Annotated in this window: 11 protein-coding genes; 6 read left to right on the plus strand and 5 right to left on the minus strand. The window is 71.4% G+C overall.

The window, feature by feature from the left end; all coding sequences use genetic code 11:
• Both ACWGQ1_RS18240 and ACWGQ1_RS18245 read left to right on the plus strand, forming a co-directional pair.
• Positions 1-499 (plus strand): hypothetical protein (locus ACWGQ1_RS18240; protein ID WP_452313513.1); only part of this gene is annotated, 499 nt, incomplete at its 5' end.
• A 30-nt stretch (positions 500-529) separates the two neighbouring features.
• Positions 530-757, plus strand: coding sequence for an RNA-binding S4 domain-containing protein (locus tag ACWGQ1_RS18245; protein WP_136028492.1), 228 nt, complete (start codon positions 530-532; stop codon positions 755-757).
• Here the strand turns inward: ACWGQ1_RS18245 and ACWGQ1_RS18250 are convergent.
• Positions 697-1,671 (minus strand): DMT family transporter, encoded by a 975-nt coding sequence (locus tag ACWGQ1_RS18250; RefSeq protein ID WP_240744474.1) that lies wholly within the window; start codon positions 1,669-1,671, stop codon positions 697-699. The genes ACWGQ1_RS18245 and ACWGQ1_RS18250 overlap by 61 nt on opposite strands.
• A 33-nt stretch (positions 1,672-1,704) precedes the next feature.
• On the opposite strand from ACWGQ1_RS18250, the gene ACWGQ1_RS18255 reads away from it, so the two are divergent.
• Positions 1,705-2,328 (plus strand): TetR/AcrR family transcriptional regulator, encoded by a 624-nt coding sequence (locus ACWGQ1_RS18255; protein ID WP_136028493.1) that lies wholly within the window; start codon positions 1,705-1,707, stop codon positions 2,326-2,328.
• Here the strand turns inward: ACWGQ1_RS18255 and ACWGQ1_RS18260 are convergent.
• Positions 2,237-2,749: a hypothetical protein gene (locus ACWGQ1_RS18260; RefSeq protein WP_205814390.1), complete on the minus strand. Its 513-nt coding sequence runs from the start codon at positions 2,747-2,749 to the stop codon at positions 2,237-2,239. The genes ACWGQ1_RS18255 and ACWGQ1_RS18260 overlap by 92 nt on opposite strands.
• 89 nt (positions 2,750-2,838) lie before the next feature.
• Between ACWGQ1_RS18260 and ACWGQ1_RS18265 the strand changes: the two genes are divergently transcribed.
• Positions 2,839-3,513, plus strand: a complete 675-nt coding sequence (locus ACWGQ1_RS18265) for a winged helix-turn-helix transcriptional regulator (RefSeq protein ID WP_452313514.1) — start codon at positions 2,839-2,841, stop codon at positions 3,511-3,513.
• Here ACWGQ1_RS18265 and ACWGQ1_RS18270 read toward each other — a convergent pair.
• From ACWGQ1_RS18270 to dnaB, 3 genes are all read right to left on the minus strand, one after another.
• On the minus strand, positions 3,453-5,804 hold the full coding sequence (locus ACWGQ1_RS18270) for a metallophosphoesterase (protein ID WP_452313515.1): 2,352 nt from the start codon (positions 5,802-5,804) through the stop codon (positions 3,453-3,455). The genes ACWGQ1_RS18265 and ACWGQ1_RS18270 overlap by 61 nt on opposite strands.
• A 77-nt stretch (positions 5,805-5,881) precedes the next feature.
• Entirely contained in the window at positions 5,882-6,628 is a 747-nt protein-coding gene (locus ACWGQ1_RS18275; protein ID WP_168387283.1) for a LysM peptidoglycan-binding domain-containing protein, read from the minus strand.
• A 73-nt stretch (positions 6,629-6,701) separates the two neighbouring features.
• Positions 6,702-8,075: a replicative DNA helicase gene (dnaB, locus tag ACWGQ1_RS18280; RefSeq protein ID WP_062637804.1), complete on the minus strand. Its 1,374-nt coding sequence runs from the start codon at positions 8,073-8,075 to the stop codon at positions 6,702-6,704.
• Positions 8,076-8,603: 528 nt separating this feature from the next.
• On the opposite strand from dnaB, the gene ACWGQ1_RS18285 reads away from it, so the two are divergent.
• Both ACWGQ1_RS18285 and ACWGQ1_RS18290 read left to right on the plus strand, forming a co-directional pair.
• Positions 8,604-9,632, plus strand: coding sequence for a hypothetical protein (locus tag ACWGQ1_RS18285; RefSeq protein ID WP_452313516.1), 1,029 nt, complete (start codon positions 8,604-8,606; stop codon positions 9,630-9,632).
• A gap of 100 nt (positions 9,633-9,732) precedes the next feature.
• On the plus strand, positions 9,733-11,298 hold a 1,566-nt coding region (locus ACWGQ1_RS18290; protein WP_452313517.1), incomplete at its 3' end, for a cell wall anchor protein.

Below are 11,298 nucleotides of genomic sequence, written 5' to 3' on the forward strand. Positions count from 1 at the left end.
CCACGGCCCCCGCGACGACGACGGTCCGCGCGAGGGCGACCGCGACGACCGGCCGGCCGGTGCGGGTGGACCGGTGACCGGTATCGGCACGGCCTCGATCGACGAGCTGCTCGACATCGCCGAGGCGGCGCGTGGAGCCGCGGACGGCGAGGTGACCTCGATCGACGCGAAGCGCGACGGCACGTGGGAGGTGCAGCTGACCACGGCCACGGGCGACGAGAGCGACGTGCGCGTGGACGACGACCTGAAGGCGTCCGTCGTGGCGACCGAGAAGGCGGACGACGACGACACGGGGCCGACGCTCACGCTCGACGACGAGACCATCCGGGCGCTGGTCGAGGCCGCGCTCGCGGAGGCCGACGGCATGATCACCGACCTCGACGTCGACGCCGACGATGTGAGCCCCTACGACGCCTCCGTGCTCACGGCGGACAACCGCTCGGTCGACATCGAGTTCGATGCCTCCTTCGCCGTGGTCGGCACGGACCTCGACGACTGAGACGCGGCGGGCGGCCGATACGATGCAGGCATGACGAACTCCGATCCGATCGACGAGGTCTCCATCGGCGGTGAGGTCATCCGCCTCGGCCAGTTCCTCAAGTTCGCCGGTCTGCTCGATTCGGGCGGCGACGCGAAGGAGGTCATCATCGACGGCTTCGTGACCGTGAACGGTGAGGTCGACCGCCGCCGTGGTCGTCAACTGCACGATGGCGACGTGGTCGCGTTCGAGGGCCGGGCGGTGCGCGTCCGGCCCTGAGCCTCTGCCCCCTCGGTCCGCGCCTCCCGCTCGCCCGCGAGCACGAGCGTCACACCCCCGGCGCACAGGACGAAGCCGGCGACGGTGAGCACGGTCAACGGCTCACCCAGCAGCAGTGCCCCGGCGAGTGCGGTGGCCGGTGCGATGAGGAACAGCAGGGCCTGCAGTGCGGTGATGCCCACGCGACGCAGCAGCCACCAGTACAGGCCGTAGGCGCCGAGCGTCGGGAACACGGCGGCGAGCGCGACCGAGATCCAGAACCCCGCCGTGGCCGGAGGGACGAGCGCTCCGGCGAGCAGGGCGATCACGAGCAGCACGACGGCCGTGACGGTGACCTGCACGGCGAGGGTCACGAGGACCCCCGTGTGCGCGGACGACCGCCGCTGCAGGAACGTCCCGATCACGAGGCACACCATCGCCGCCAGGGGCAGCAGGTAGGCCGCGGGAGTGGCCGCGGCGGAGCCGAGCTGGGAGTGCACGACGAGGGCCACGCCGATGGCACCCACCCCGAGCCCCGCCCACTGGGCGCCGCGCACGCGCAGGCCGAGGAGGGGGCCGACCAGGGCGGCGACGACGAGCGGCTGCACGGCGTCGATGAGGGCGACCGTCCCGGTGGCGATGCCGGCCGCGACGGCGCCCCACACGGCGGCGCAGTAGCCGAACTGCGCGAACAACCCGATCGCGGCCTGGACGCCGAGTTCGCGCGGCGTGACACCCCGTGCCGCCCGGGTCGCGCCGACGAGAAGGAGCAGCACGATCGCGAGGAGGACGAACCGCCAGACGAGAAGGGTGAGGGCGGAGGTATCGGCCGTGGCGAAGGCGGCGATCACGAAACCCGAGCTCCACGTGGCGACGAAGGCGACGGCGGCGGCGACGGTCAACGCTCCGTGAAGTATACCGATCTGTTTACTCATGATCCTGACTATACAGGGCGGTATACTCGTGTCATGCCCCAGGAGACCCCGCAGCTCGTCCCCCTCACCCCGGGAGCACAGCGCGTGCTCGACGCGGCGTCCCGGCTGTTCTACGAACGGGGGATCCACACCGTCGGCGTCGACACCATCGCGGCGGCCGCCGGAGTGACGAAGAAGACGCTGTACGACCGGTTCGGCTCGAAGGAGGCGCTCGTCGTCTCCTACCTCCAGCACCGAGACGCCCGCTGGCGCGATCACGTCGCCGCGCATCTCGCCCGCGTGCCGGAGCCGGGCGTCGACCGCGTGCTCGCCGTGTTCGATGCCGCCATCACCTGGTCCGACGAGAACAGCCCCAAGGGGTGCAGCGCGATCAACGCCCGCGCGGAGATCGACGGCGGAGACGACGAGCGCCTCGTGCTCGCCGAGGCGTCGCGGCAGAAGACGTGGCTGCTGTCGGTGTTCCACGAGCTGCTCGCCGAGGCGGGCTTCGACCATCCGGACCGGCGTGCCGAGGCGATGATGCTGCTCTACGAAGGGGCGATCGTCACGGTCGGGATGGGGACGTTCAACGGTCCGTTCCTCGTGGCCCGGGACTGCGCACGGACGCTCCTGGAGCCGGCGTCGCCGCAGGATCGGGCAGCACCGAGCGCACGGTGACGATCGTGAGCGCCACGAGCAGCACGACCAGGACCGTGTCGGCCGCGATGTAGGCATAGTGCGCCCCGTCGGTCCCGGGAGCGGCAGACCCCGCGATCACCAGATCACTGCGGCGGTTGAGCACGGGGCGGATCACCGCGACCTCGACGGCGAACACGACCCAGATCGCGGTGAGCAGCACCCCGACGGTGCGCCCGGCGCGCGCCCGCACCGTGACGACCGTCAGCACGAGGAGCACGACACCCGCGAGCACGTTGAGCGCGGTGAAGACCAGGCGCCCGATGCCGAGTCCGATCGGGATGGTCACGCCCGGCGCCAGGAACTTGAGCGGCGCCTCGAGGAACGAGATGGCGACCATCGCGCCGAGCAGGAACGCGGGCAGCAGCAGTCGCAGTGCTGTGGTCAGACGCCCGCCGGTCATGACCCCACGCTACCCAGGCGGCCGGGAGCCTGCGCAGACGCGGGCCGTGCAATTCGCCGGTTTTCCGACATGCGCGGATAATAGGTAACATGCCACGTCCTATCGACGCCTACCGCGGTCTTGCCCAGTCGAGTCGCCTACGGGTCCTCGACGCCCTGCTCGACACCCCGGGTATCGGTCTCGCCGAGTTGTCCGCCCTCACCGGTCTGCACGTCAACACTCTCCGCGACCACCTCCGGATCCTGGAGAAGGAGGGGCACGTGCGCTCCGAGGTCGAGCACACCGGCCGCCGTGGACGACCCCGGCTGCGCTTCTCGGTGGTGACCGCGACCGATCGCAACGAGATCGCGGAGCGGCATCTGCGTGAGGCGATCCGGCACGGCGATCTCATGCGCGCCGTGCTCCCGGCGACCGAGTCCACCCTGCCGACCGACGCGACGCACCAGCTCGACGCCCTATACCACCACCTCGACGAGGTGGGGCTGGAGCCCGAGGTCGACGAGGAGGCCCTGACGATCGAACTCGCACCGTGCCGCTTCCACGCCCTGCTCGCCGACGACGGACCCGTCGCCTGCCGGGTGCACGAGGAACTGCTGCGCTCGCTGCTGGAGCGAGCGGGCGGACCCATCGTGATCGATCGCGTGCTGCCGTTCACGGATGCGCACTCCTGCCGAGTGCACCTCGCCCTGCGCGAGCGCGCTGCTCAGGGAAGGGTCTTGCCCTCCAGCGTCGCGACGAACGAGACGCCGGGAGTCGAGCGGTAGTTCAGATGCGTCGACACGGCGATCACGTTGACGCCGGCGCGCAGCGACGACGCGGGGATCGGGATCACGAGCGGTGAGGCGACCGCGGCGGCCGTGTTCGGCGCCGCGGTGGCGTACGTGGTCGAGGTGACGGTCGTCGTCGGCATGCGGAGCCGGCCGACCTCGACGCCGTTGACCGTCACCACCGCCCCGTCGTCCGCGCGCGCCGTGAGCACCAGCTCGGAGAGCTTCGCGGGGTCGGTGACCGTGAACGACGTGCGGAACAGCATGCTGATGGGGCGCTGCGTGGTGGGGGGTGGCACGTCGACGACCGTCGTGATGCCGCTGCCGAAGCCCAGCGGTGCGGCGCCCTGCCCCCACGCCGTGTCGTCGAACGCGACGCCCGTCCATCCGGTCGGCCAGGCTCCGGCCGCGTAGCGGAAGCGCCAGGCGGCATCGCTGCGCACGAGCGTGACCGGCACGGGCGTCGCCGCGGGAGGTGTGGTGACGGAGACCGTGGTCGCGGCGGACCGCGCACCGTCCGGCCCGATCGCGACCACCGCGTACGACACCGCACTCCCCGCCGGTGCCGCCGCGTCCGTCACCACCCCCGTCGCCCCTGTCCCCGTGAGCGTCGTCATTCCAGGGCGCGACACCTCCACACCGCTCACCGCACCTCCGGGGCCCGGCGACCACGCGATGTCCACGCTCGTGGGAGACGTGGCGGTCGCGGTGGCCGCGGGGGCGCCCGGAGGGTCCTGCGGGGGGTCGACGGTCGTACGGCGTGCGGTCATCACCAGGTCGAACGTGCTGTCCGGCGTGCCGCGGTAGTTCACGTGGGCCGAGGCGGCGATCACGTTCGCCCCCTCGCGCAGCAGTCCGGACGGCACCGCGAACACGGCGGGGTCGGCGGTCGCGACACTCGTCGAGCGCACCGCGTCGGCATAGGTCGCGCTGGTCGGCGCGGTCGACTGCAGATGCGAGGTGCCCAGCAGCGTGCCGTTGACCCACACCGCCACCCCGTCGTCGGCCCGGGTGCTCACGGTCACGCCACTGAGCTCGTCGATGTCGGCGAGGGTCACGGTGGTGCGGAAGAGCATCGCGCGGGCGCGGTTGGTGCTCGGCGGCCCGAGGTCGATCGAGGTGACGGCAGCGGTGCCCCATCCGAGTGGGGCCCTCCCCGAACCCCACCCGGAATCATCGAAGCCGAGGGTCGTCCACCCGGTCGGCCACGCCTGCGTCGAGTTGCGCCACTTCCACGTCGACCCGCCCGCGAGCAGCACCTCATCCGTGCCGGGTTCCAGGTCGACCGGGAGGGTGAAGCGGCTCCCGGCGTCGGTCTCGTACTGCTGGAGGGTCGGCGAGTAGGTGAAGGCGTCGACCGTGCCCGCGGCGGGATCGAACGTGTAGTACCGCAGCCAGCCGTTGCCCCCGTTCGCGCGGCTCTGGTAGTTCGACAGGATCTGGTGCACGGGCGTGCCGCAGGAGTTCGGGTCGGTGCGCCGCGCCTCGCCGATGTCGCCGTCGTGCCAGTGGCCGTTGACGACAAGGAAGATGGAGCAGTTCTGCGACACGAAGTCGTTCCACAGCGTCACCGCGGAAACCGGGGTGACGTCGGTGCGGATGACGTGCGTGGCGCGCGTGCCGCCCGTGTTGATGAAGCCGTGCGTGGCGAGGATGACCTTGCGGTCGGGGTGGGCGTCGAGCACGCGCTGGGCCCACGCGAGGGTGTAGGCGGGCGACTCGAATTCGAGGCTCAGCAGCAGCAGCTTCGTGTCGCCGACCGTGAGCAGGCTGTAGCTGTCCTTGTTCTTGCGGTCGATGCCGTCGGGCCCGAACTGGTTCTGCCCCAGGTATCCGCCGTACGACACCGTCGGGCTGTTCCACGAGGCGGCGGAGTACCGGCTCGGCGGGAAGTAGCTGTCGTACGTGCTCGACTCGCCGGTCGTGATGTCGAGGTCGTGGTTGCCCGGCAGCACCGAGTTCGGCACGCCCGCGTCGTCGAGCGTCTTCATGTACCGGCTCGCGCGCTCCCAGTGGTTCACGTTCGGCCACGACTCGACGAGGTCGCCCACCTGGATCACGAACTTCGTGTTGAGCTGCGCGCGGGAGTCGACGATCCACTGCGTCTGCGCGGCCATCGTCTGCTCGTACGTGCTCGACACGGTGTAGCCCTGTGTGTCGGGCAGCACCACGATCGTGAAGGTCTCGTCGGCGGCGGAGGCGACGGCGGGCACGAGCGCGCCGACCAGCATCACGGTCGCTCCGACCACCGCCAGCGCACGACGCCGTGCGCGCGTCCACGTCCCCATGTCGAACCCCAGTCCACTTCGACTGGCTCCGTCTTACACCCGCCGGGGCGGGAGCCACAAGGGCCTGTGGCGCGAGGTCAGGGGAAGAGCTGGTGCAGCACGTCCCAGTCCTCGTCGGCGAGGGCCTGCGTGACCACGGCCTGCCCCTCCGGCGAGACATCGGGGCCGAGGCGCTGCCACACGACGCGCGCCGCGCCCAGGTCGCCCGCGGCGATCGCGTTCGAGAACTCGATGAACGCGTTGGCGTAGGGGATGGTGGAGGTGCCGGCCTCCGCCTGGAACGGCCCGTACTGGTCGATCCACGGGAGGGCGGGGTCGGGTCGGAGGATCAGCACGTCGCCCGGGTGCACGGTCATGCCGTCGACGTGGTTGTACATCGAGACGGTGACGTAGTCGATGCAGAACCGCTGACCGATCGCGATCAGGCTGTCGCCCGGGGCGACCTCGTAGGCGACGACCGTGCCGTCGTCGCCGAGCACGGGGGTGCCGTTCGCGAGGTCGGACGCCCCCATCTCGACGAGGTCGCCGAGCAGCTTCGCATGCGGCGCCCCTCCGTCCTGGGCGACGATGTTGATGAGCGAGTTCGTGGTGCACTCCCCCGGACCGCCCGCGGGCACGGAGACGCCGTCGCCGAGATCGACCAGGTCGCCCTCGCCCGGCGCGGACTCCGACTCGTCGACCGCGGCGGGGGCCGGTGCCGGCGCGTGCGTGAACGTCTCGGACGGCGCGGAGACGGCGGAGACGACAGCCGGGACGGCGAGGGCCGCGACACCGGCGACCGCCACCCCCGCGACGACGGCGACGATGGCGCGGGTGCGGTTCATCCCGTCAGCTTGTCAGGATGCGCCCGCCCGCGCCAGCGCGACGGGCCCGGGCGACCGGCGTTCCGTGCACAGATCAGTTGAAGTCGCCGCCGGGGGCCATGTCGGCGAAGCGGGAGTAGTGGCCCTGGAACGCGACCGTGATGGTGGCCGTCGGGCCGTTACGGTGCTTGGCCACGATCAGGTCGGCCTCGCCCGGACGCACGTCCTTGTCGTACACGGAGTCTCGGTGCAGCAGGATCACCATGTCGGCGTCCTGCTCGATCGAGCCCGACTCACGCAGGTCGCTGATGGCGGGCTTCTTGTCCTGCCGCTGCTCGGGACCACGGTTCAGCTGCGACAGCGCGATCACCGGCACCTGCAGTTCCTTGGCGATGAGCTTGAGGCTTCGCGAGAACTCCGAGACCTCCTGCTGACGGGACTCGACGCGCTTGCCGGAGGTCATCAGCTGCAGGTAGTCGATGATGACCATGCGCAGCCCGGCACGCTGCTTGAGCCGCCGGCACTTGGCGCGGATCTCGACGAGCGTCATGTTCGGGCTGTCGTCGATGTAGAGGGGCGCGTCGTTGATGCGGCCGCGGGTCGCGGCGACCGTGGTCCAGTCGCGCGGGTCGAGCGTTCCCTTGCGCATGTTCTGCAGCGGGATGGCTCCCTCGGCGCTGAGCAGACGCATCGCGATCTCGCTCTTGCCCATCTCGAGCGAGAAGAAGATGGAGGGGAAGTCATGGCCGATGGAGGCGGCGCGCGCGAAGTCGAGCGCGAGCGTCGACTTTCCCATGGCCGGCCGGGCGGCGACGACGATCATCTGGCCGCCGTGCAGGCCGTTGGTCAGCTCGTCGAGCTCACGGAACCCGGTCGGGATGCCCGTCATGGAGCCGTCGCGGCCGTTCGCCGCCTCGATCTCCTCGACCGCCGCGTCGACCGCGACCGTCAGCGGCACGTAGTCCTCGGCGGTCTCCGAACCGGTGACGGAGTAGATCTCGGCCTGCGCGTTGTTGACGATGTCGGTCGCGTCGCCCTGGCCGTCGTAGCCGAGCTGCACGATGCGGGTGCCCGCGTCGACCAGCCGGCGGAGGATGGCCCGCTCCGACACGATGCCCGCGTAGTAGCCGGCGTTCGCGGCAGTCGGCACGATCGAGGTGAGCGTGTGCAGGTAGTCGGCGCCGCCGGCCTTGCTCAGCTCGCCCGTCTTGATGAGCTCGTCGGTGACGGCGACCACGTCGGTCGGCTCGCCGTGCGAGTAGAGCGACAGGATCGCCTCGAAGATCAGCTCGTGCTTCGGGATGTAGAAGTCGGCGCCCTTGAGGGTCTCGATCACGTCGGCCACCGCGTCCTTCGACAGCAGCATGCCGCCCAGGGCGCTCTGCTCGGCGAGGAGGTCGTGCGGCGGGGTGCGCTCGGGCGGACGCTGCCCTCCCAGGCGCTCCTCCGAGATGTCGGCGATCGACACAGTGTTCCCTTCGATGCGACGGTTCCGATGCGGAACTCCGACAGCGGATGACGAGTGGTCGTCGGTGGTTCCACGCCCGCGCGGCGGCCGTTTCCAGACAAACAGGGGCCCCCGACATTCGGTCGCTCGACCACGCTATGAGCGGTCTCCACACGGTGCAACACAGCCTGTGGATAACCATGTGGAGAGCGTGCGGAGAAACGCGGAGTGTCTGTGCAGAACGGGTGTGGATAACCCGGTGGAGTGTGGTGAAGAAGGACTTTTTTATGACGCTTGACCTGGGATTTCTCGTTTCCCCACCCTGTGGATGGAAACGAGCTTAAATCGCGCGTTGAAGGTTTCCCCTGCCGGAGCGACATGTGTAGAACTTGGGGAAAGTCAAGCCGGAAATCCGCCGGGCGCGTCACGATCTGACACCACCCGTCGCGGTTGTAAATGGGCCTGGACAGGGTGGGACCCCGCGAGTATTCTGCTCCCCATCGACACACCCGTATCGATATGGCGTTGCCTTCAGAGGGGGAGGACGACGTGAGCGCTCGAGCGACCCGACGCGGCGTACCCGCCGTCGTTCTCTGGGGTGGCCTCGGCGCGCTCGCGTGGGCCGCACTCACGGTGCTCACCGGTGGCGGATCCGCTCACGCGGACGAGCAGAAGCCCGGCCCGCTCGACTCCCTGACCACCGCGGTCACGCAGACGGTGACCGCCGTGACGGCACCCGTCGTGAACGAGGTCGTCGCCCCGGTCGTGACCCAGGTGGCCGCGCCCGTCGTCACGCAGGTGGTCGCCCCGGTGGTGACGCAGGTGGTCGCCCCCGTCGTCTCGCAGGCGGTCGCCCCCGTGCAGGCCGCGCCCGCCGTCGTCGAGACGGTCACGGAGACGGTCGAGAGCGTGCCGGTCGTGGGGTCGGTCGCGGCGCCCGTGCTCGGCACGGTGACGGACGCGACCTCGTCGGTCGTCGACACCACCACCGACCTCCTCGCGGACTCGCCCATCTCGCGCGTGACCGCACCGATCCTCGACGCCGTCGGCCGCCTTCCGATCGTCGGCGGGATCGTCGTCGACTCCGGCGCGTCCGACCTCGTGACCGAGGTGGTGGGCGTGGTCGATGACGTGACCGGCGTGATCGGCGGCACCGTCGACGAGACCGTGCCGCCCGTGATCGACGGCCTCCAGCCCGGAATTCCGCCGGTGAGCGACGGATCGCTCCCCGCCGCCCCGGTGGCTCTCACCTCCGCGCCCGTGTCCGCGCTGCCCGGCGCGACGACGCCCGGCGTGTCCGCCGCGATCTCCGGCGCCTCCGACGAACGCGCCGAGGGGGCCACGCCGCCCGCCGACCCTGCCGCGGGCGATCACACCCCCGCGCCCGGCAACGCACCCCCCGGTGCCCCCGCCGCCCCGTCTTCCTCCGCCACCTCCGGCGGAGGCACCCCGTACGCCCACGCTCGCCTCGGCGACGACGGCGTGCTCCCGCTCCGTGCCTGGGAGCGGGTTGCCGGCGCCTCGGACGATGCCCTTCCCGGCTCGCCCGTCGCCGACACCGACGTCTCTCCTGACTGACTGACCGTCGCGCCATCCCCGCGGATGGCAGATGCCGTGCTGCGCGCGCACCTCATCGCGTGCACCCATCAGACACCCCAGTCATGTCAGGAGAACCATCATGCGTACTTACGCGAAGCGAGCCCTGTGGGGCGCGCTCCTCGCCGGCGGGATCACCCTGCTCGGCGCGACGGCCGCCAATGCGGCCGAGACATCCGGAGACGACGGACTGCTCTCCGGCACCCAGGCGGTGGCACCCATTACGGCGCCGATCACGGTCGTGGACAACGCGATCTCCGTGCTCGGCGATGCGGTGGCTCCCGCACCGGCCCCGGCTCCGGCCCCCGCGCCCGCTCCGGCACCGGCCCCCGCTCCGGCCCCGGCCCCCGCTCCCGCACCCGCTGCGGAGACGGACGGCGGCTCGGGCACCGCGTCGGGAACCCAGGCGGTCGTGACCGTGAACCTGCCCGTCACCGTGTCGGGCAACGCGATCAGCCTCACCGACGACTCCACGACCAGCACCCCGGCCGCCGCTCCACCCCAGAGCGCGGCTCCCCAGGCCCCTGACGCGGCCGGGGTGCTTTCCCTCGACACCGACGGCATGGACGGTGTGCTCTCGGGCACGCAGGCCCTGCTCGCGGTGAACGCTCCGGTGACCGTGTCGGGCAACTCGCTGTCGCTCCTGGGCGACGCCGAGTCGGCCTCGACCGACGCGGAGGCCGCAGCACCGGCTCCCGCGACCGGCGTCGACGCGGGCACCAGCGGTGAGGACGGCACGGCCAGCGGCACGCAGGTCGTCGCCCCGGTGACGGCTCCCGTGACCGTGACCGGCAACGCCATCTCGCTGCTCGGCGACAGCGCCAGCACCGGCGGCACCGGCACCGGCGCGGCTCCCACCGCACCCGCGAACGGCGGCAGCCCCGCCACCTCGGGTGAGGACGGCGTCGTCGGCGGCTCGCAGGTCGTCGCACCCATCACCGCCCCCATCGGCGTGACCGGCAATGCCATCTCCGTGCTCGACGACGCCACCGTCACCGGCGGCACCACCGGTACCGGGACCACGGCCCCGACCGCACCCGCGAACGGCGGCGCCCCCGCCACCTCGGGTGAGGACGGCACCGCCAGCGGCACCCAGGTCGTCGCCCCGGTGACGGCCCCCGTGACCGTGACCGGCAACGCCATCTCGCTCCTGGGAGACAGCGCCACGAGCGGCACCACCGGCACCGGCGGCACCCCGTCCGCACCCGCCACCGGCGGCACGCCCGCCACTTCGGGTGAGGACGGCACCGCCAGCGGCACCCAGGTCACCGCACCCGTCACCGCCCCCATCGGCGTGACGGGCAACGCGATCTCCGTGCTCGACGACGCCACCGTCGCCGGCGGGACCACCGGCACCGGGACCACCCCGACCGCTCCGGCGACCGGCGGCGGGATCACCACCGGTGAGGGCGGCATCCTCGGCGGCACCCAGCTGGGTCTGCCCGTGACGCTTCCGATCACGATCGGCGGCAACGCCATCTCGGTCGTGGGCGAGAGCACCGTGACCGGCCCGGGCACCACGCCCGGAACCGACCCCGGAACTGACCCGGGCACATCCGGTCGACGTGCCCGTCAGCCAGATCGTCGTCTCCGACGCCGTGGTCGCCCTCGGCGAGCTGGCGCGCGAGGTCGTGGGCCGCGTGCGCGC

The sequence above is a fragment of the Microbacterium sp. NPDC055599 genome (genome assembly GCF_053618975.1).

Excerpts from the sequence above, each read along its gene's own strand:
- ACWGQ1_RS18245 (WP_136028492.1), top strand. The coding sequence starts at position 530 with ATGACGAACTCCGATCCGATCGACGAGGTCTCCATCGGCGGTGAGGTC.
- ACWGQ1_RS18250 (WP_240744474.1), bottom strand. The coding sequence starts at position 1,671 with ATGAGTAAACAGATCGGTATACTTCACGGAGCGTTGACCGTCGCCGCC.
- ACWGQ1_RS18255 (WP_136028493.1), top strand. The coding sequence starts at position 1,705 with ATGCCCCAGGAGACCCCGCAGCTCGTCCCCCTCACCCCGGGAGCACAG.
- ACWGQ1_RS18260 (WP_205814390.1), bottom strand. The coding sequence starts at position 2,749 with ATGACCGGCGGGCGTCTGACCACAGCACTGCGACTGCTGCTGCCCGCG.
- ACWGQ1_RS18265 (WP_452313514.1), top strand. The coding sequence starts at position 2,839 with ATGCCACGTCCTATCGACGCCTACCGCGGTCTTGCCCAGTCGAGTCGC.
- ACWGQ1_RS18270 (WP_452313515.1), bottom strand. The coding sequence starts at position 5,804 with ATGGGGACGTGGACGCGCGCACGGCGTCGTGCGCTGGCGGTGGTCGGA.
- ACWGQ1_RS18275 (WP_168387283.1), bottom strand. The coding sequence starts at position 6,628 with ATGAACCGCACCCGCGCCATCGTCGCCGTCGTCGCGGGGGTGGCGGTC.